We start from the raw sequence: 20,103 nt of genomic DNA on the forward strand, positions 1-20,103 counted from the left end.
GCGGGCCGATGAGCGGCGCCCTCGTGGCGGGGATCGACCTCGGAAGCACCAACCTCAAGATGCTGGTCGTCGACGATGCGGGCACGGAGGTGGCGCTGGAACAGTTGCCGACGCCGTGGCGGCACGGGCCCGGCGGCACGACCGATCTGCCCACCGACAGACTGCGCGGGGCGCTGCATCGCTTGGTGGAGGGTGCCGCGGAGCAGGTAGCCGCCCGCGGCGGTGGCCGGATCGACGCGGTCGCGGTGTCGGGGATGGGGGAGAGCGGCGTTCTGCTGGACGGCGCCGGTGAGGTCGTCGCGCCGGCGTTCGCGTGGTTCGATCCACGCGGCGGAGAGCAGGTCCGTGCCTTTCCCGCCGCCATCCGCTCGGAGTTCGCCGGACGAACCGGGCTGCCGTTGGGGTCACAGACCTCCGCGGCCAAGCTCGCGTACTTGCGTGACGGTGGGGTGCGCCTGCCGGGGCTGCGCTGGCTCAACCTTCCGGAGTTCGCCGCGACGGTGCTGGGCGGCCGCCCGTCGTCGGAGGCGTCGCTGACCTCGCGCACCGGCCTGCTCGACCAGGACACGGGCGCGCCCTGGGAGGAAATGCTGGCCGAACTCGGCGCGGACGGCGGACTGCTGGCGCCGATCGAGGATGCCGGTACCGATCTCGGCGCGGTGTCGGCGGAGTTCCCCGCGACGGTGGCCGGGGCGCGGATCGCCGTCGCCGGACACGATCACCTCGTCGCCGCGGAAGCCGACGGGCCGATCCGTCCCGGGCACTACCACGTGTCGATGGGTACGGCCGAGGTCCTGCTGCGGGTGATCGACGAACCGCTCGGCTACGCGGCCCGCACCCGCCTGGCCGGGCGGCTGATCAACGAGGTGCGCCACGTCTCCGGCGGCAAGCACGTCCTCGTCGCCGGCGTGAAGACCGGCCTGCTGCTGCGGCGGGCGATGCAGACGTTCGGCATTACCGACAGCGAGGGCCGGGACCGGCTGGACGAGGCCGTGATGGAACTGCCGTACGAGGGCGCGCTGCCAGAAGGAGGTCTCGAGGTCTCCGGCGCCCGCAACGACGACGGCGACCTCGCCGTGACCGTACGCACCGACGGCGCAGGCCCGGCCGAACTGTTCGGTGCCGTGCTGCGGCACAGCAACGACGAGATCCGAACGCTCGTCGCGGCGCTGGATGCGGAGGTGCCCGCGGCGACCTCGGCGACGCTCACCGGCGGATGGGCGGGCATGCGCAGCGTGCAGCGGGCCCGCGCTCACGTGCTGCCACAACTGACCGTCTCGGCGCGCACGCAGGAGACGGCATTCGGCGCGGCCCGTATCGCGGCGGGCCTGCTTCCCGCCGCCGCGGCGTGACACAGGCACACCTGGGACCCACAACACAGGAGGAACGAATGAACACCCTGACCACACCCGAACGCCGCGGGCTGGCGGCGATCAGCACCGACGAGGGACGCATGCTGATCGTCGCGGCGGATCAGCGCAACGGGATGAAGAAGGCGATGGACGACGCGCCGGACGGTCCCGATGGCATCAGCACCGAAGGACTGGCGGCCGCGAAGGCCGACCTCGTGCGGCACCTGGCGAACGAGGCACCGGCGATCCTGCTCGACGCCGAGGTCGCGCTGCCGGGTGTCGTGGACGACGGCGTTCTGGCACGCGACACGGGTTTGGTCGTGGGCATGGACGCCTCGGGATACGAAACGATCGACGGCCTGCGCTACACCCGGTACGTGCCGGGGGTGACGGCACGCCGCGTGCGGGATCTCGGCGGAGACGTGGCGAAAATGCTGTTCTACACCCGTCCGGACCGGCAGGGGCTCGACTCCGACGTCGCACAGCAGATCCGGGACCTGGTGCAGGCCTGCGAGGCCGAGGGTCTGCTACTGATCGTCGAATTGCTGACCTACCGGCTGGAGGATGAGTCCGAGGAGGACTACGCGGCGGCGTTCCCCGGCCTGGTGGCAGGCGGCGCGAAGCTGGCGGTGGAATGCGGCGCGAAGGTGCTGAAGCTCCAGTACCCCGGCTCGGCCGAGGCGTGCGCGACGGTGACCGAGGCGGCGGCAGGCGTGCCCTGGGCGGTGCTGTCTGCCGGGGTGGACCACGAGACGTTCGTCGGCCAGGTGAAGGTCGCGGTCGACAACGGCGCGGGCGGTGCCATGGCTGGCCGATCGCTGTGGAAGGACAGCCTGTCGGTCGACGGCGAGGTGCGGCGGGAACGGCTCACCGGACGGGCGCTGCCCCGACTGCGCGAGCTCGAGACGATCGTCAACGGCTGAACCGTCCGTGGGCGGGGCGCGGTGCGCGCCCTGCCCACGGCGGCGCGGCGTCAGACCTGCTCACTCCACCAGTGCCGGCCCTGTTCGGGCAGCGTGGAGATCGGGTCGTAGTACGGGTATCGCCGGTCGAGCGCCTCGGGATCGTCGAGTTCGATGCCGGTGCGGTAGTTCTTCGTCCAGTACGAGATGCCGCGCTCGCGGTCGTACTCGGCGAGCTGGTGCACCCACCGCTTGCCGACGTAGGGAACGTCGCAGACGATCCGCGGTGTGGCGTACCCGGGGAGGTAACCCATGATCGCGTGCTGGAGTTCCTGGGCCTCCCACACGGCCAGCCGCCAGTGTTCGGCGTTGGGGATCATGTCGCACATGTAGAAGTAGTACGGCAGGATGTTCGCCTCTCCCTGCAGCGCGAAACACAGATCCAGCAGATCGGCCGGAGTGCTGTTGACGCCGCGCATGAGTACGCCCTGGTTCCGCACGTCGCGCACCCCGACCTCGAGTGCCGTCCGCGCGGCCTCGGCCACCAACGGGGTCACCGACTGCACGTGGTTGACGTGCGTGTGGATGGCGAGGTTGACGCCGCGCCGCCGCGCCGTACCGGCGACGCGCTCCAGTCCTTCGACGACCTTCGGCTGCAGCCAGTGCTGCGGCAACCCGGCCAGCGCCTTCGTCGCGAGCCGCACGTCGCGCACCGTCTCGATCTCGAGCAGCCGCATGAGGAACGCCTCGAGCTGGTGCCACGGCACGTTCGCCACGTCGCCACCGGAGACGACCACGTCCCGCACGCCCGGCGTCCGCTTGAGGTAGTCGATCATCGCGTCCTGCCGGTCGACCGGTTTGAGCTCGAGCTTGTGCTTGTCGATCTGCTCGGTCGAGTTGCCCACGAGATCCATGCGGGTGCAGTGCCCGCAGTACTGGGGACAGGTGGAGAGCAGCTCGGCCAGCACCTTGGTGGGGTAGCGGTGGGTCAGCCCCTCGACGACCCACATCTCCGCCTCGTGCAGCGAATCGCGCTCGGAATGCGGATGGCTCGGCCACTGCGGGTCGCGGTCGCTGCGCACCGGAAGCATGTACCGGCGGATCGGATCGGCGTAGAGCTCCTCGGTGACCTTCTGCGGATCCGTGCCCGCGTGCGGAGCCATCGTGTTGAGCATCTGGGGCGGCAGGAGCATCGACATCGTGGCCATGTCCCGCTGATCGGCGGCGAGGTCGTCGAAGAACCGGTCCTCGACCAGATCGCCCACCACCGCGCGCAGCTGTTTGAGGTTGCGCACGCAGTGCACCCGCTGCCACTGCGCGTCACGCCATTCGGCCTCGGTGACGTCCCGCCAGCCGGGGAAGCGGCGCCAGTCGGGTTCGACCAGCTCGGCCCTCCGGTAGTCGTACGGCTGCTCGATGCCGGTCTCGTCCCCGTGCGAGCGCGTGGACGCCCGGTCGGCCGACTCCTGAGCAGACTCCTGGATCGCAGTCACTTCTGCTCCTCATGTCGCGGTCAACGTAGAAAATATCCTGTCATATCGAGGATCGGATGCAAATATTCTCGTCTATGTGGGCGTGGCACACTGCCGGACGTGACGAGTTCTTCCACCTCCTCATCCGCCTCGTCCGCCCGGCGCGGGCACACCACGCTTCTCGTCGGCGGGCACATCCACACCCCCGCCTCGAGCGACGCCACGGCGATAGCCGTCACGGACGGGATCGTGGTGTGGGTCGGGCAGGACGGGCCGGGACGGGCGCTGCATCCCGACGCGGAGGTCGTCGACCTCGACGGCGCCTTCGTCACGCCGGGGTTCGTCGACGCCCACGTGCACGCCACCAACACGGGCCTGCACCTCGACGGCGTCGACCTGGCGGCCGCGCGCGACGCGGGCGACCTGCTCGCGGCGGTGCGCTCGGCCGCCCGGCCGGGCCAGGTGCTCATCGCCCACGGCTGGGACGAGACACGCTGGAGCCACCCGCGGCTGCCGAGCCGCGCGGAGATCGACGAGGCCGCGGGCGGAGCCCCGGTCTACCTGAGCCGCGTGGACGTGCATTCGGCGCTCGTGTCGAGCGCGCTGGCCGATCTCGCGCCCGGCGTGACCGACCTGCCGGGCTGGTCCGACGACGGGCCCGTCACCCGCGAGGCACACAGCGCCGTCATCGCCGCGTCCCGCGCGGCGGTGACGCCGGAGCACCGCAGGCGGGTGCAGGAGACGTTCCTGCGCACAGCCGCCTCACTCGGCATCGTGTCGGTGCACGAGAACGCCGCGCCGGGCATCTCCAGCGAGGAGGACCTGGCCGGCCTCATCGAGCTCGGCACGCGGCCGGACCTGCCGGAGGTCGTCGGCTACTGGGGTGCGACGGGACAGGACGCACTGGCCGTGGCGCGGCGCATCGGCGCCCGCGGCCTCGCGGGCGACCTGCTCGCCGACGGGGCGCTCGGTTCCCGCACCGCCGCGTTGCACGAGCCGTACACCGACGCCCCGGCGACCACCGGTAACCGCTACCTCGACGCCGCGCAGATCGCCGAGCACGTCGTGCTGTGCACCGAGGCCGGGATGCAGGCCGGTTTCCACGTCATCGGTGACGCCGGCGTCAGCGAGGTGGTCGAGGGCTTCCGCCTGGCCGAGAAGGAGGTCGGCAGGCGCGCGCTCGTGGGCGGCAAACACCGGCTGGAACACGTCGAGATGGTCGATGCCGACCAGGCCGCGGTCCTGGCGGGATACAACGTCGCCGCCTCGATGCAACCCCTGTTCGACGCGCACTGGGGCGGCACGGACGGCATGTACGCCACGCGCCTGGGTGCCGACCGGGCCGCGGGGCTCAACCCGTTCTCCACGCTGGCCGCGGCGGGCGTCCCGCTGGCATTCGGTTCGGACGCTCCCGTGACACCGTTGGCGCCCTGGGAGAGCGTGCGTGCGGCGGTGCACCACCGCACGGCCGGGTCGGGGATCTCACCGCGGGCCGCGTTCAACGCGCACACCCGCGGTGGCCACCGCGCCGCCGGTGCCGACGACGGCATCACCGGCACGCTCGTGCCGGGCGCACCCGCGCACTACGCCGTGTGGGAACCGGTCGAGCTGGTCGTGTCGGCCCCGGACAACCGGGTGCAGCGTTGGTCGACCGACCCGCGCGCCCGCGTTCCGGGGCTGCCGCCGCTCGAGCCCGGAGCCCCGTTGCCGACGTGCCTGCGCACGGTGCGCCACGGTGAGGTCATCCACTCCCGTGACTGAATCCGTCCCCCCGAGCAGTGCGGTCCGTGCCCAGGACCCGTCCGACGTCCCGGCCGGTGGCGACGCCGCAGCACCAGCTCCGCGACGTCGCCGGGCGCTACCGGTGGCCGTGCGCCTGGCCGCGGCGGCGGCCTCCGGCGTGGTGCTGTTCCTCAGCTTCGCGCCGCGGCCGCTGTGGTGGTTGGCGCCACTGGCCTTCGCCGGTCTGGGCCTCACGGTTCGGGGCAGGCGCACCTGGGGCAGCGCCGGATACGGCTTCGTCTTCGGATTGACGTTCAACCTGCTGCACCTGCTGTGGATCGAGGACTTCCTCGGGGTCGACTTCGGACCGTGGCCGTGGCTGGCGCTGTCGGGTGTTCTCGCGCTCTACGTCGCGCTCGCGTGCGCATTGCTGCCGTGGGTGTCGCGCCTTCCCGTGGCACCGGTGTGGATGGCGCTGGTGTTCCTGCTGCAGGAGTTCGCGCGGTCACGATGGCCCGCCAACGGTTTCCCGTGGGGGCGCATCGGGTTCAGCCAGCCCGAGGGCGCCTTCACCCCGCTCGCCTCGCTCGGCGGTGCGCCGCTCGTCGGCCTGGCCGTGGTGACGTGCGGGTTCGGCATGGCCGGGCTGATCACGTGCCTGCGCCTGCGCCCGGCCCTGCCGGCCGTGTTGCGGGCCTCCGCCGTGGCGCTGGTGCCGTTGCTGCTCGGCCTCGTGCTCCGGCCCACCGTCGGCACCGAGGCGGAGAACGGCACCCGGTCGGTCGCGATCGTGCAGGGCAACGCGCCGAACGTCGGCATCCAGCTCCTGGGCCAACGCGAGACACTGCGGGCCAACACCCTCTCCGAGAGCGCCCGCCTGGCTCAGCGAATCGACGACGGCGAGGTGCCGCGACCCGATCTGGTCGTCTGGCCCGAGACGGCCGTCGACATCACCGGGGGCCACGACCCCGAGGTGGACCGTGCGGTCGCCGACCTCGGAGTACCGACGCTGGTCGGTTCGCTGTACCGCGGCGCGAACGGCAAGACCGACAACGCGGTCGTCACGTGGCGACCCGGCGAGGGTCCCGGCGACCGCTACGCCAAGCAGGAGCTCGTGCCGTTCGCCGAGTACGTGCCGATGCGGCCGATCGCGAGCTGGTTCAGTCCTTTCGTCGGCAACACGCGCGACATGAGGTGGGGCACCGAGGCCGGGGTGACCGACGTCGCAGGCACGCGGGTCGGGCTCGCGATCTGCTACGAGGCCGCCTACGACTACCCGTCCCGGGACGCGGTCGACGCGGGCGCCCAGCTCATCGTGCTGCCGACCAACAACGCGTGGTTCGGCGACGGCGAGATGACCTATCAGCAGCTGGCGATGGCGCGGGTCCGCGCGGTCGAGCACGGACGTGCCGTGGTGGTCGCGGCCACGAGTGGGGTCAGTGCCGTCGTCCAGCCGGACGGTACGGTCACGCGCCACACGGACATGTACGAGGCGACGTCCCTGGTGGCCGACGTGCCGCTGCGGACGACGACTACGCTGGCGGACCGGCTCGGGGCCTGGACCGAGTACGTTCTGGTGGGGGCCGGTGTGGCCGCGGCGATCACCGGGATCGTCCTCGGCCGGCGTCGTGGCGCCGCGGGCGGAGCCGACCGGACCCGGTGACACGAAGCGGGCCCGCAGTGAACGGGCCCGGAGAGAACGGGCCCGGAGAGAACGGGCCCCGGAAAGAACGGACACAGGGGAGCAGCATGGCCGAGGACACGCACAGGGGTACGACGGAACCTGTGCTGGTGATCATCCCGACGTACAACGAGCGGGACAACCTCGCGCCCCTCCTGCGACGTCTGCACGAGCACGTGCCCGATGCCGGCGTGCTCGTGGTCGACGACGGCAGCCCGGACGGCACCGGCGACCTCGCCGACGAGATCGCCGCCGACGACGAACACGTCCACGTGCTGCACCGTACGGAGAAGGCCGGGCTTGGCGCGGCCTACATCGCCGGTTTCCGGTGGGGGCTCGAACGTGACTACGCGACGCTGGTGGAGATGGACGCCGACGGATCGCACGCCCCCGAGGACCTGCCGCGGCTGCTGGCTGCGCTCGACGAGTCGGACCTGGTCATCGGTTCGCGCTACGTGCCCGGTGGTGCGCTGGTCAACTGGCCGAAGCGCAGGGAGGTCCTGTCCCGTGGTGCGAACCTGTATTCGCGCCTCGCACTGGGCGTTCCGGTGAACGACATGACCGCGGGCTTCCGGGCCTACCGGGCGCGCGTGCTGGCCACGTTGCCACTCAAGGACGTGGTGTCGGCCGGCTACTGCTTCCAGATCGACCTGACCCTGCGGACTGCGCAGGCCGGTTTCGACATCGTCGAGGTGCCGATCACGTTCACCGAACGGGAGATCGGCACGTCCAAGATGGACGGATCGATCATCGGGGAGGCGATGGTGCGGGTCGCGCAGTGGGGCGCGGCACGTCGCCTGGGTCAGCTGCGCAGGCTGTTGCTGCGGCGATGACCGACCACCCGACGATCACCCGTTCCGATGTGGACGCCGCCGCGCGCAGGATCGACGGCCGGGTCCGCCGGACCCCGGTGTTGCCCGCCGACGACGGCGAGTTCGGCAGCGAATCCCCCAGTGAACGCAGCAGTCCCGGGTTCACCTGGTTCAAACTCGAGCAGCTCCAGCACACCGGCTCGTTCAAGGCGCGCGGCGCGTTCAACCGCGTACTCGCTGCGGCCGAGGGCGGGCGGCTGACCGACGCGGGCGTGGTCGCCGCATCGGGCGGCAACGCGGGCCTGGCGGTGGCGCACGCCGCAGCCACCCAGGGCGTTCCCGCACGGGTGTACGTGCCCGAGACGGCACCGGCGGTGAAACTCGCCAAACTCGCCGAGCTCGGCGCCACGGTCGTCACGGTCGGCAGCAAGTACGCCGACGCCTACCGCGTCGCGGTCGAGCACACCGCCGACACCGGCGCACTGTTCTGTCACGCCTACGACCAACCGGAGATTTGCGCGGGACAGGGCACGCTCGGCCGCGAGTTCACCGATCAGGTCGCAGGCGGGCTCGACACGGTGCTGGTGGCCGTCGGCGGAGGCGGGCTGATGGCCGGCGTGGCCGCCGCGCTCGAGGGCGAGGCCGACGTGGTCGCCATCGAACCGGCGACGATCCCGACGCTCCACACGGCTTTGCGCCACGGAGGACCCGTGGACGTCGACGTCTCCGGCGTGGCCGCGGACTCCCTGGGTGCCACGCACATCGGGGAGATCGCCTTCGACGTCGCCCGCCGGACCGGGGTGCGTTCCGTGCTCGTCGACGACGCCGACGTCGTCACCGCGCGCGCTCGGCTGTGGAAGCGGTATCGGGTGGCCGTCGAGCACGGCACGGCGGCCGCGTACGCCGCGCTGCTGTCCAGCGCCTACCGGCCGGACCGCGGCGAGCGGGTCGGCGTCGTCCTGTGTGGCGGCAACACCGATCCGGCCGATCTGGCGTAGACCGAGCGCCTCGGACGATCGCGCCACCCGCGCTCCGAACCTCTCAAGTCGGTACACCTACCGGAGAGCGTTGGTGAGCATGCCGATGCCGAGCGTCGCCATGATCACCGCGATGAGGCCGTCGAGGATGCGCCATGAGCGCCGGCGGGTGAACAGCCCGCTCAGCAGGCGGGCGCCGTAGCCGAGCGCGGTGAACCACAGCAGGCTGCCGAGAGCCGCCCCAGCGGCGAACCACCAGCGCAGGTCTCCGAAGCCGTTGCCCACGGAGCCGAGCATCAGCACCGTGTCGAGGTAGACGTGCGGGTTCAGCCAGGTCAGGGCCAGGCACGTCGCCGCGACGGCGCGCCGACCACGCGTGGTGGCGTTCTCGGACATCGGCATGGCCGAAGGGTTCAGCGCCCGGCGCGCGGCCAGCGCCGCGTAGGTGAGCAGGAACGCGCTGCCCAGGATCGCGACGACCGTGAGGGCCGCAGGCCACAGGCGGACCACACCACCGACCCCCGCGATGCCGAGTCCGATGAGGACGACGTCGGACAGGGCGCAGATGGCGACGACGGCGGCGACGTGCTCGCGCAGGATTCCCTGGCGCAGCACGAAGGCGTTCTGCGCCCCGATGGCGACGATGAGTGCGAGCCCGGTGCCGAGGCCGGCGGCGAGGGCGGTCGTGAGTGTCCCGTTCACGGCTTCGAAGTTAGGAGGACCGCGGAGAACATTCCAGCTAATCTTTCTTACGTACCATTAGTAGCTGTGATGATTCCGTCGGACCAGGTTCGGACGCTGCTCGCCGTCGTGGACGAGGGCACCTTCGAGGCGGCCGCCCGCAGGCTGCACGTCACGCCGTCCGCGGTGAGCCAGCGGATCAAGGCACTCGAACAGGGCGCGGGTCGCGTGCTCGTCCAGCGGACCAAGCCGGTGCGACTCACGGAGTCCGGCAGCGTCGTCGTGCGCTTCGCACGCCAACTGGCTCAGGTCGAGCACGACCTCGGCAGCGCACTGGGCCAGACGGAGGAGCACGAGCCGGCGCCGCTCGCGATCGCCGTCAACGCCGACTCACTGGCCACCTGGTTCCTGCCCGCGCTGTCCGCCGCCACGGCACGCATCGCGGTGTGCTTCGACCTGCAGTCCGCCGACCAGGACCACACCGCGGAGTTGCTCAAGCGCGGCCGTGTGATGGCTGCTGTCACCTCCTCGGCGCATCCGGTCCAGGGCTGCACCGCCCGTCCGCTGGGCCGGTTGCGCTATCACCCCGTCGCATCGCCTGCGTTCGTGGAACGCCACCTCGCCACCGGCCCGCTGCGGGAGACGTTGCCGTGGGCGCCCATGGTGGTCTTCGACCGCACCGACGACCTCCAGGACCGTTTCCTCCGGCGCGTGACGCGGCGGCGCGTGGTCGCGGCCCGCCATCACATCCCGTCGTCGCACGCCTTCGTCGAGGCGGTGGTCGGTGCGCTTGGATGGGGCCTGGTGCCCGAACCGCAGGCGGAGCCGCTGCTGGCCGACGGGGCACTGGTGACATTGGAGGGACAACGGCCGATCGACGTACCGCTGTACTGGCAACAGTGGAAGCTCGACTCCCCGGCACTGGCCGTCGTCGCCGAGGAGGTCGCCCGCGCCGCAACCTCCGTGCTGCGCTCGTGACCGCCGTGGCCGGGGCGCGCCCCGCGCACGTGCGCTAGCGTCTGTCGGCATGAGCGTGCAGCCGGTTCCCGTCTCTCGGGAGGTGTCCGAAGAGGACGAGTCGGCGAGCGCGGAGATCTGGCCGGCGGTCGCGGATCCGGCGGCGCTGCTCGCCGGTGTCGCCGACTGGCTCAGCGGCTACGGCAACGTCCGCACCCGCCGCACGTACGCGGAGGGGCTCGGCCTTCCCGTGTCGGCCACCGACCTCGAACGGTGGCTGCCGCACTCCGCCACCGATCCAGGAGACACCGCAGGACAGGGCACCACTCGACAAGGCAGCACCCGACTGAGTGCCGCCTGGGTCAGGGCGGTCGGCTCCTACGCATCGGCACTGCAGGTACGGCCCCCAGCGGCGACAACGGGGACCGCGCCGCCTCCCGCACCACGGGGACGGCTGCGTGGACTGCACTGGTTCCGGTGGTGCGCGGCACGCGGGCTCGACCCGACGCGGGCCACGACACGCGACGTGAAGGCATGGCTCGACGCGCTGAACGAGGCCGGCGCCGCACCCGCGACGCGCGATCGGCTGCTCGCCACGGTGAAGACGCTGTATGCGTTCCTCGCCGACACCGGGCTGGCCGCAGGCAACCCCGCGGCGCTGAGCCGACGGCGCCTCGGGCTGACCGCCGCCTCGACGAGTACCACGCGGACGGTCACGCTCACGGCGGCGCAGGTCCGCGCACTCCACACGGCCGCTGCGGCACCGCGCAGGGGAGCGAGCGCGCTCGACACCGCCCGTGCCGGCGCCGTGGTCGCCCTGTTCACCCTCGGCCTGCGCGTGAGCGAACTGTGCGGGCTCGACGAGGCCGACCTCCACGTCACCCGCGGCCGTCGTGCGCTGCGCGTGACCGGCAAGGGCGGCAAGACCCGCATCGTGTACCTGAGCGCGCCCGCCGATGCCGCGTTGACCGCGTACCGCGCCCGGTTGCGCGAGGCACAGCGTCGGGAGGGGAGCGGCGAGGTGCAACGCGAACGCTCACCCGGCGGGGCCGCCGCCCCGCTGCTGCGGACCCGCACGGGGCGCAGATTCCAACGCCAGGCGATCTGGCAGCTGTTGCGCCGCGTGGCGGCGTCGGCGGGCCCGGAACTCGCCGAGGTGGCCGACGCACTGCATCCCCACGCCCTGCGCCACTTCTACGTCACCACGGCGGTCGAGTCCGGGGCCGATCTGGCGCACGTGCAGGGCGACGTGGGGCACAGCAGCATCGACACCACGCGCAAGGTCTACGACCACGCCGCCCCCGACCCCGAACGCAGCGCGGTCGACCTCGTGGCGGGCACGTGGTATCGCGAGGACCCCGCTCAGGCCACCGGCGACTGAGCGGGTACGGGCACCAGGTGGGGCCGCGCCTCGGTGTCCGCCTCGATCCGTCCGGTGTCGACGAGCTCCTGCAGTGTCTCGAGCCGGGACCGGGTCGTGGCGTCCGTCGGCTGGAACACCCGGAGCGTCAGCCTGGTGTTCTCCGTGACCGTCAGCCCCATGACGGCCCTGGACTCCTGAAGCTGCCCCGAGCCGCAAGGTAGCGGGGTGCTCCGATCAAGGGCGTGGTCGGTGATCGGTAGCGTGCGCGGATGCAGCGCGAGTGGCAGCCGGATGAGCTGGTGGGTTCGTGGACGCTGGTCGGTGAGGACTGGCGACTGGTGGGCAATAAGACCGGGCCAACGCGGCTCGGGTTCGCGTTGTTGCTGAAGTTCTTCGAGATCGAGGCACGGTTTCCGCGTTATGCCGAGGAGATTCCGCCCCAGGCGGTGGACTACGTCGCCGAGCAGGTCGGCGTACCCGCTGAGGAGTTGGGCCGGTACTCGTGGCGGTCGCGGTCGATCGAGTACCACCGGGCACAGATCCGGTCCGCGTTCGGCTTCCGCGAGTTCTCCCGTGGCGACGAGGACAAGTTCGCCGCGTGGCTGGCTGAGGAGGTCTGCCCGGTCGAGCTGAGCGAGGAGCGTCTGCGTGACGCGGTGCTGGTGCGCTGCCGCGCCGAGCACATCGAACCTCCTGGACGGCTGGACCGCATCGTCGGCTCGGCCCGCTCGACGTTCGAGCAGCGGTTTTGCCAGCGCACGACCGATCGACTCTCCGAGGAGTGCGTGACCGCGCTGGAGGACCTGGTCGCGGAACAGGACACGGCACGCGGGCTGTTGGCGGACCTGAAGGCCGACCCCGGTCAGGTGGGGCTGGAGACGCTGCTACGCGAGATCGACAAGCTCATGGCGGTGCGGCAGCTCGGCTTACCGGACGGCTTGTTCGCCGACGCCTCCGAGAAGCTGGTGGATGCCTGGCGGGCGCGGGCGATGCGTTCGTACCCGTCCGACCTGCGCGCCGCGCCCCGTTCGGTGCGGCTGACGCTGTTGTCGGCACTGTGCTGGCGGCGCTCGGCGGAGATCACCGACGCGCTGGTAGAGCTACTGATCGGCCTCGTTCACAAGATCAATGCGCGGGCTGATCGGCGGGTGGAGCGGGAGCTGACCGAGGATCTGCGGCGCGTGCGGGGCAAGGAAGGCATCCTGTTTCGCTTGGCCGAGGCCGCCGTCGACCACCCTGACGAGATCGTGCGTTCCGCGCTGTATCCGGTGGTGGGCGAAAAGACGCTGCACGAGCTGGTCAAAGAGGCCAAGGCCAACGAACGCGCCTTCCAAGCCAGGGTGCGCACCGTGCTGCGCAGCTCGTACTCGAACTACTAGCGGCGGATGCTGCCTGCCCTGCTGTCCGCGCTGGAGTTTCGGTGCAACAACACCGCCTACCGCCCGATCATGCAGGCCCTGGAACTGCTCGGACGCTACGCCGACGTCGACGGCAAGACCCGCTTCTACGAGGCAGGCGAGACGGTGCCGATCGAGGGTGTGGTGCCGAAAGCCTGGCGGGACGCGGTCGTCGACGAGCGCGGCCGCATCGAGCGCATCCCCTACGAACTGTGCGTGCTGGTCTCGTTGCGGGAGGCGCTGCGGCGCCGCGAGGTGTACGTGGCCGGGGCGAATCGGTGGCGCAACCCGGAGGATGACCTGCCCGCCGACTTCGAGGCCACCCGCGACGTGCACTACGAGGCCCTGCGCAAACCCCGTGAGGCCGAAGAGTTCATCGCCGGGCTGCGCGAGCGCCTGAACACCGCCTTGGACCATTTCGACGGGGCGCTGGCCACCGGCAGCGCGGGCGGGGTGCGGATCACCAGCCGCCGCAGCGAACCATGGATCACCGTACCCAAGCTCGATGCGCTGCCCGAACCGCGCGCGTTGCAGGCGGTCAAGGATGAGGTGATCCGCCGCTGGGGCACCCTGGATCTGCTGGACGTGCTCAAGGACGCCGACTTCCTCACCGAGTTCACCGATCAGTTCACCTCGGTGGCCTCCCGTGAGGTCATCGACCGGCCCACGCTGCGTCGGCGGTTGCTGCTGTGCCTGTTCGCGCTGGGCACCAACATCGGCATCCGGCAGTTGGTGTCCACCGGCGAGCACGGGGAGACCGAGCGCGAGCTGCGGCACGTGCGCCGGCACTTCATCACCCGCGACAACCTGCGGGCAGCGATCGCCAAGCTGGTCAACGCCACCTTCGAGGCCCGCGACCCGCAATGGTGGGGGCAGGGCACCGCGTGTGCGTCGGACTCGAAGAAGTTCGGCTCGTGGGAGTCGAACCTGATGACCGAGTGGCACCAGCGCTACGGCGGACCCGGGGTGATGATCTACTGGCACGTCGAACGCCGCTCGACTTGCATCTACTCCCAGCTCAAAAGCTGCTCGTCGTCCGAGGTTGCGGCGATGATCGAGGGCTTGCTGCGGCACTGCACCGACGCCGAGATCGAAGCCAACTACGTCGACACCCACGGTGCGAGCGTGGTCGGCTTCGCCTTCACCGAGCTGCTCGGCTTCCGCCTGCTGCCCCGGTTGAAGAACATCGGCTCCATCCGGCTGTACCGCCCCGACGACACCGGAGCGTGGGCACACCTCGGACCGGTGCTGACCAGGCCAATCAAGTGGGAGCTCATCGCTCAGCAGTACGACCAGATGGTCAAGTACGCCACCGCGCTCCGGCTGGGCACGGCGGAATCGGAGTCGATCCTGCGCCGGTTCACCCGCGGCGGGCCGAAGCACCCGACCTACCAGGCGCTCGAAGAACTCGGCCGCGCAGTGCGCACGATCTTTGCCTGCGACTACCTCGCTTCTCCAGACCTGCGCCGGGAGATCCACGGCGGGTTGCAGGTCGTGGAGAACTGGAACTCGGGCAACACGGTGCTGTTCTACGGTAAGGACGGTGATCTGACCGGCCCGGATCGCGAGCACGCCGAGGTCTCCATGCTCGCCCTGCACCTGCTGCAATCTGCGCTGGTGCACGTCAACACCCTGCTGTTGCAGAACGTCCTCGACAGCCCCGGGTGGGACGAGCTACTGGGTGCAGAGGATCGCCGCGCGCTGAGCCCGCTGTTCTGGTCGCACATCAATCCGTACGGCCGGTTCCGCCTGGACATGGACACGCGCCTGGAACTGCCGGTGGCTACTCGTCGATGACCAGCGCGGTATCGATCGCACGAGCACGATCGGCGGCCGAGGATCGGGTGTACACGCGAGTGGAATCGAGCTTGGCGTGCCCCATCAGGTCGGCGACGGTGACGACGTCCACGCCGTTGCGCAGCAGCTGGGTGCCGAAGGTGTGCCGCAGGGTGTGCGGGTGTACCCGCGCCTTTCCGGCGTCGGGACCAGCATCGTGCACCAGCCCGGCCGCCGCGGCGATCTCCCGGACGATGCTGTTGACGCTGCGCACGCTGAGCCTCCCGCCGCGCCGGTTGAGCCACAACGCCGCCGAGTCGCCCGCTGCTGGCCAGTCCGGTCGTTCGTCCAGCCATGTCCGCAGGGCATCGCGGGCCGCGCGGTGGAGCTGCACTTCGCGGTAGGTGCCGCCGTCGCGGCCCTTCCCGGCGCGCACGATCACTTTGCCCCGCCGGGTGGAGATCGGCACGTCCTCGACATCGAGCTGGGCCAGTTCGTCGGCACGCAGCCCTGCGTACAGCAGCACCAGCGCGACCGCGCGATCCCGTGCCGAGGGATGTCGCTGCACCGCACGCAGAAACCGGCGCTGCTCGTCGGAGTCGAGCGCTTCCGGCGCGGTGGTCGGTTGATGCTCGCGCCGGGCGACCGGGCGGCCCAGGCCGAGGTGGTGGATGTAGAAGTGGTCCAGGGCGGTCAGCGCCGCGTTGATCGTGTTCGGCTTGGCACGCTTCACGGTTTTGAGGTGGGCACGGTAGTCGCGCACCGCGAAGTCCCGCGCGTGCGCGTCAATGAGCGGATCGCCGTCCACGTCGGCAGCGGCGAGCCAGTCGAGGAACCCGGACACCCGCGAGGCGTAGGCGCGGCGGGCGTCGTCGGAGAGATCCGCACGTGACAGCGCCGCCCGGTACTTGGCGAGCACCCGGTCCAGGCGCGAGCGCGACATCACTCCCCGTTCGGTAGCGGGCACCGGCACCCGAGCCTCCCTGATATCGGAAGTAATTCCGTGGCAGTTCGCTCGTGATCGTACCCCAATATCGGAAGCAACATGGTCAGATCACTTCTGATATTGGTAGATATCGGAAGTCGTAGACCGCCGTCCCGCAGGTCCGGTCCAGGGGAGGCGGACTAGATGGAACGGGGGTGGTGGCAGGTCAGAATGGCCAGGCCGGAGGGGATCGTCGCGGTGTGCGTGAGGGTGAGGTAGGCGTCGGTGGCGAGGTGGTGGAATTGCTGCAGAGTGCGCTCTTGACCGCCGGTGAGCAGGAACATGCGCAGGTCCATCGCAGTGAGTGCGCGGGCGTCGCCGGTGTCGGCGATGCGCTCGATGATCAGGATGGTGGATTCGGGATGGGCGGCTGCGGCACAGTTTTGCAAGATGGTGGTGGCGTGGTGGTCGTTCCAGTTGTGCAGGACGTTGACCAGCAGGTAGATGTCGGCGCGTGGGGGTAGGGGGTCGAAGAAGCTGCCCGGAGCGGCGGTGCAGCGTGAGGCCAAGCCTGCCCGGGAGAGGCGTTGCATGCCGGCGGTTACGGTCTCGGGGCGGTCAAGGAGGGTGGCTGACAGGCCGGGGTGGGCGGTGAGGAGAGCTTCGAGGACGGCGCCGGTGCCGCCGCCGACGTCGACGAGGTGCCCTGTGGTGGGCCACGGGTGGCTGGTGGCCAGTTCGTGGGCGAAGCTGTCGGCGTGTTGGTCGCGCAGTTGATCGAAGGTGTTGTCCGGCGTTGCGGCGGCCAGATCGTCATAGAAGCCGGTGCCGTGCACGTCGGTGTAGGGGCAGCGTCCGGTGCGCAGGGCGGTGTCCAGGTGGGCCAGCGCGTGGTCCATCCGCGCGCCGATGCCGCCGCGGTCGAGCCAGCGGCGCAGCCCGGAGGGGTGCTCGTCGAGCAGGGTGGCAGAGAGTGGGGTCAGCGCGAACTGGTCTGGCCCGGGGTCGGTGAACACTCCTCGGGAGGTCAGAAATCGGAGGAGTTTGTGCAAGGCGTGCGGGTCGGTGCCGGTGCGCCCGGCCAGCGCGTGGAGGTCGGTGTGGCCAGCGTGGATGTGATCGGCTAGCCGTAGTGTGGCGGCCGCGCGGACAGCCAGGGGCGCCAGGCCGTCGACGGCTTCGGCGAATTCGCGTGCCTGGTCCTGACTGGTCACGGGTGCGCTCCTGTCTCGGCGGTCGTGGTGTCGAGGACGTCGCCATCGGTGTGACCGGCCAGCAACAGGCGATACTGCGGAGCCTGGTCCAGCAGTTCGTCGTGGGTGCCGGTGGCGACCAGATTCCCGCTGTCGAGAAGGAGGACGCGGTCGGCGCTGCGGATGGTGGAGAGCCGATGCGCCACGATCAGGACCGCGCAGTGGGCGGGCAGCTGGGTGAGTGCCTCCATGATGAGGTGCTCGTTGGCGGTGTCCAGGCTGGAGGTGGGCTCGTCCAGCAGCAGCAGCGGCGGCCGGGCCAGCAGTGCTCGGGCAATGGCCAAGCGTTGCCGTTCTCCGCCGGACAGCTGTGAGCCGTGTTCGCCCAACGGGGTATCGAGGCCTTGCGGGAGCTGTGCCACGAACTCGTGCAGGTTGGCTTGCCGCAATGCGTGCCACATGGCCTGGTCGGAGGCCTCCGGCGCGGCCAGGGCGAGGTTGTCGCGCACGGTGCCGTGCAACACAGGCGAGTCTTGTTCGACCAGCCCGATCAGTGCACGGCATTGCGCGCGACTGAGCTGCGTAGCGGGCTGGTCAAGGTAGTCGATGTCGCCGCCGTCCGGGTCGCGGAATCGGCAGATCAACGACAGGACCGTGGATTTGCCGGCGCCCGAGGACCCGACGATCGCCGTGCGCGTACCGGGTGGCAGCTCGAAGCTGAGGCCGCGCAAGGCTGGGCGGCCGTCGTAGGCGAACCGGACGTCGCGAAACCGCAGCACTGCCTTGGGCTCAACACCGGCATCACTGATGCTGGGTGTGGCACGCTCGGCCGGTTCGGCGGGCTCGGTCGGTAGGTGCAGCGCATCCTCGACACGTTGCAACGCGCCCAACGCGCGTTTGGCGATGGTGATGCCCTCGAGCATGTTGCCCAGGGGAACCACCAGGTAGGTGGCATACAGCAACAGCGCGATCAGGTCCCCCAACGGTAGGGTTCCGGAGGCGACCCGCATGCCGCCAATGACCAGCACCAGCAGAAACGATCCGGTCGCGGCCAGCTGCATCGCGGGAGTGGCCGAGGCACTCAGCCGGGCGCCCCGGATCCCGGCCGCGTAGGCCTCGCGCGCCGACTGCCCGATCCGTTCGGTCTCGGTGGTCTCGGCGCGGTGGATACGGATGGTCCGCAGTGCGGATAGGCCGCGCTCGAGATCGGAGCTGAACTCTCCGACCGCATTCTGCGCCTGTTCCCCGGCATCGCGGATGCGGCTGAGTACCAGGCTGACGCCCCCGGCGGCGATGACGAACACGACCACCACCACGGCGAAAATGACCGGGTCGAGCAGCACCATCAGCACGGTCGCGCCGGCCACGGTGACCGCACCGACGACGATCTCGACCACGTTGCGGGTGACACTGTCGCGCAGCATGCTGGTGTCGCTACTGGCGCGGGAGATCAGATCTCCGACTCGGTGCTGATCGAGCACGTTGATGCGTAGCCGCAGCAGGCTGTGCACGAGGCGCTGCCGCAGGCTGAGCACCACGCTTTCCCCGACCCGTTCGAGCATGTAGCGGCCACCGGTATCGACCAGTATTTGCCCGATGAACAGGGCGGCCAGCGCCAGGGCGAGTCCGGTCACCGGCTGCTCGGTACGCACGCGTTCGATGACCGCGCCGGCCAGCATCGGCTGGGCCAGACCCAACGCGGAGGCGACCAAGACCAGCACCGCCGCTATGGCTGCTATGCCGCGATGGGGGCCCAGCAGTCGCACCAGGCCCAACAGCCCCACCGGACGCGCGGATTCCTGCCGGTTGCGTGGGTTCATGGTGCCTCGATGTGGATCAATGGACGGTAGTCGGCCGGTGTTCCTGGCTCGCACACGATGCGGCCCTCGGCTTGGACCCAGGCGTGCGCGGTGAACGGCGGTGCCGCACGCACCCCACTACACCACGTCGGCCACTGCCCACTGAGGCGACACAGCAAGCACACCGCGATCGACCGCGGCAAGCATCCTTTCCAGCCGGCGCAGCGGGGACTGAGCATGACCACGGCACGGTAGGCCCACTCCGTATGGCTGTACTCGGCCGGGACGGCTGCCACCGAAACCCGGGCGAGCAGTGTCCGTAGCCGGGCTGGTGACAGTCGTGCCAATCCCAGACTGATCAGCGTGATCACGCGTATGGCGACGCGCTGTCGGCGAGTGACCGGCACGGTGTGGCGGCTCGGCATCGCCATGGGCGCACTCATGGCACGATCAACCCTTCTCGGCGCAACGCCTCAATGAGCGCGGTGACATCCGCCTCGGCCTGCTCCACGGTGACCTCGTATTCGCGGGCCAGCTCCGCGGCGATCTGGTGCGGCGTGTGGTGCGCCAGCAGCCCGCTGGCCACCAGGGCGCCAGTGGGGTTCAGCTGGAAGTACTCGCCGTGCTGCTCATCGAGCAGCACCTGGCCGTAATCGGTGTCCGTGATGGACACACCAGGACGTAGTCGCAGTGCCATGCCTGACTCCTGTTCATGTGGCTTTCGGCGTTGATGGGGGAATCACTCCCTGATGCGCGCGGAGCCACAGCTCGCAGCCCACCGTGCTCAGCAGCCGCCCGTCGGCCAGCTCCGGGGTGTCGGGCCGGGCGCACACGTGAGTGAGGCGCGTCTGGTCCACGAGTCCGTGCTCGGCAAGGAGGGACTCGCGCCACAGTTCGGCCAGCTGCGGCGCGTGCTGGCGCAGCCCCAGCGCAGCATCGAGAGTGCCAGTTCCTTTGGTCGTACGGTCCAGCAGCGCGTCCGGGACGATGCCGCGAGCTGAGTCCCGCATAGTGGTGTGGCGCGGTCGCCGGGATCGTCTACGAGGTGTTGTGGACGTGGGCGCGGCCACCGCGTGATCCTTCGAGTCAACCTT

General features: G+C 70.4%; 19 protein-coding genes. 11 read left to right on the forward strand and 8 right to left on the reverse strand.

The features are described 5' to 3' along the window. Positions 1-8 precede the first annotated feature (8 nt). Positions 9-1,352, forward strand: coding sequence for an FGGY-family carbohydrate kinase (locus IF64_RS0114975; protein WP_030532730.1), 1,344 nt, complete (start codon positions 9-11; stop codon positions 1,350-1,352). Positions 1,353-1,390: 38 nt separating this feature from the next. After that, positions 1,391-2,275, forward strand: coding sequence for a tagatose-bisphosphate aldolase (locus IF64_RS0114980; RefSeq protein WP_030532731.1), 885 nt, complete (start codon positions 1,391-1,393; stop codon positions 2,273-2,275). A 50-nt stretch (positions 2,276-2,325) separates the two neighbouring features. On the opposite strand, the gene IF64_RS0114985 is transcribed toward IF64_RS0114980, so the two are convergent. After that, positions 2,326-3,747, reverse strand: coding sequence for a KamA family radical SAM protein (locus IF64_RS0114985; protein WP_084705873.1), 1,422 nt, complete (start codon positions 3,745-3,747; stop codon positions 2,326-2,328). 99 nt (positions 3,748-3,846) lie between these two features. Between IF64_RS0114985 and IF64_RS0114990 the strand changes: the two genes are divergently transcribed. The 4 genes from IF64_RS0114990 to IF64_RS0115005 all read left to right on the forward strand — a co-directional run bounded on the left by IF64_RS0114990 (position 3,847) and on the right by IF64_RS0115005 (position 8,939). After that, entirely contained in the window at positions 3,847-5,487 is a 1,641-nt protein-coding gene (locus IF64_RS0114990) for an amidohydrolase (RefSeq protein ID WP_051757872.1), read from the forward strand. Next, a complete protein-coding gene (lnt, locus tag IF64_RS0114995; protein WP_084705874.1) occupies positions 5,480-7,111 on the forward strand; it encodes an apolipoprotein N-acyltransferase in 1,632 nt (543 codons plus the stop codon). The genes IF64_RS0114990 and lnt overlap by 8 nt, the downstream gene beginning before the upstream one ends. A gap of 86 nt (positions 7,112-7,197) precedes the next feature. Beyond that, a complete protein-coding gene (locus tag IF64_RS0115000) occupies positions 7,198-7,962 on the forward strand; it encodes a polyprenol monophosphomannose synthase (protein WP_030532735.1) in 765 nt (254 codons plus the stop codon). Beyond that, positions 7,959-8,939, forward strand: a complete 981-nt coding sequence (locus IF64_RS0115005; RefSeq protein WP_030532736.1) for a threonine/serine dehydratase — start codon at positions 7,959-7,961, stop codon at positions 8,937-8,939. Before IF64_RS0115000 ends, IF64_RS0115005 begins: the two co-directional genes overlap by 4 nt. Positions 8,940-8,996: 57 nt before the next feature. Here IF64_RS0115005 and IF64_RS0115010 read toward each other — a convergent pair whose 3' ends face one another. Next, complete coding sequence (locus IF64_RS0115010) at positions 8,997-9,620, reverse strand: LysE/ArgO family amino acid transporter (RefSeq protein ID WP_030532737.1); 624 nt, start codon at positions 9,618-9,620, stop codon at positions 8,997-8,999. A 69-nt stretch (positions 9,621-9,689) separates the two neighbouring features. On the opposite strand from IF64_RS0115010, the gene IF64_RS0115015 reads away from it, so the two are divergent. Both IF64_RS0115015 and IF64_RS0115020 read left to right on the forward strand, forming a co-directional pair. Then, entirely contained in the window at positions 9,690-10,577 is an 888-nt protein-coding gene (locus IF64_RS0115015) for a LysR family transcriptional regulator ArgP (protein ID WP_030532738.1), read from the forward strand. Positions 10,578-10,626: 49 nt separating this feature from the next. Continuing rightward, positions 10,627-11,937, forward strand: a complete 1,311-nt coding sequence (locus IF64_RS0115020; RefSeq protein WP_030532739.1) for a tyrosine-type recombinase/integrase — start codon at positions 10,627-10,629, stop codon at positions 11,935-11,937. Here the strand turns inward: IF64_RS0115020 and IF64_RS0115025 are convergent. Further along, a complete protein-coding gene (locus IF64_RS0115025) occupies positions 11,919-12,098 on the reverse strand; it encodes a hypothetical protein (protein ID WP_030532740.1) in 180 nt (59 codons plus the stop codon). The two genes, IF64_RS0115020 and IF64_RS0115025, sit on opposite strands and share 19 nt — an antisense overlap. A gap of 90 nt (positions 12,099-12,188) precedes the next feature. Between IF64_RS0115025 and IF64_RS28230 the strand changes: the two genes are divergently transcribed. Beyond that, complete coding sequence (locus IF64_RS28230; RefSeq protein WP_425468431.1) at positions 12,189-13,298, forward strand: DUF4158 domain-containing protein; 1,110 nt, start codon at positions 12,189-12,191, stop codon at positions 13,296-13,298. Between the two features lie 6 nt (positions 13,299-13,304). Continuing rightward, positions 13,305-15,113, forward strand: coding sequence for a Tn3 family transposase (locus tag IF64_RS28235; RefSeq protein WP_425468432.1), 1,809 nt, complete (start codon positions 13,305-13,307; stop codon positions 15,111-15,113). On the opposite strand, the gene IF64_RS0115035 is transcribed toward IF64_RS28235, so the two are convergent. From IF64_RS0115035 to IF64_RS0115050, 5 genes are all read right to left on the reverse strand, one after another. Then, positions 15,100-16,065: a tyrosine-type recombinase/integrase gene (locus IF64_RS0115035; protein WP_211252586.1), complete on the reverse strand. Its 966-nt coding sequence runs from the start codon at positions 16,063-16,065 to the stop codon at positions 15,100-15,102. The two genes, IF64_RS28235 and IF64_RS0115035, sit on opposite strands and share 14 nt — an antisense overlap. A 152-nt stretch (positions 16,066-16,217) precedes the next feature. Beyond that, positions 16,218-17,231 carry a methyltransferase gene (locus IF64_RS0115040; protein ID WP_030532742.1) on the reverse strand — a complete coding sequence of 338 codons (1,014 nt, stop codon included), beginning with the start codon at positions 17,229-17,231 and terminating at the stop codon, positions 16,218-16,220. Further along, positions 17,228-19,030: an ABC transporter ATP-binding protein gene (locus IF64_RS0115045; RefSeq protein ID WP_084705875.1), complete on the reverse strand. Its 1,803-nt coding sequence runs from the start codon at positions 19,028-19,030 to the stop codon at positions 17,228-17,230. Before IF64_RS0115045 ends, IF64_RS0115040 begins: the two co-directional genes overlap by 4 nt. Next, positions 19,027-19,452, reverse strand: a complete 426-nt coding sequence (locus IF64_RS28240) for a lasso peptide biosynthesis B2 protein (protein ID WP_084705876.1) — start codon at positions 19,450-19,452, stop codon at positions 19,027-19,029. Before IF64_RS28240 ends, IF64_RS0115045 begins: the two co-directional genes overlap by 4 nt. Beyond that, positions 19,449-19,682: a lasso peptide biosynthesis PqqD family chaperone gene (locus IF64_RS0115050; RefSeq protein ID WP_051757875.1), complete on the reverse strand. Its 234-nt coding sequence runs from the start codon at positions 19,680-19,682 to the stop codon at positions 19,449-19,451. Before IF64_RS0115050 ends, IF64_RS28240 begins: the two co-directional genes overlap by 4 nt. 160 nt (positions 19,683-19,842) lie before the next feature. Here IF64_RS0115050 and IF64_RS0115055 point away from each other — a divergent pair, with 160 nt between their 5' ends. Next, positions 19,843-20,010, forward strand: a complete 168-nt coding sequence (locus tag IF64_RS0115055) for a hypothetical protein (protein WP_157575515.1) — start codon at positions 19,843-19,845, stop codon at positions 20,008-20,010. The last annotated feature ends 93 nt before the right edge of the window (positions 20,011-20,103 follow it).

It is taken from the genome of Prauserella rugosa (assembly GCF_000719975.1).
GTDB lineage: Bacteria > Actinomycetota > Actinomycetes > Mycobacteriales > Pseudonocardiaceae > Prauserella > Prauserella rugosa.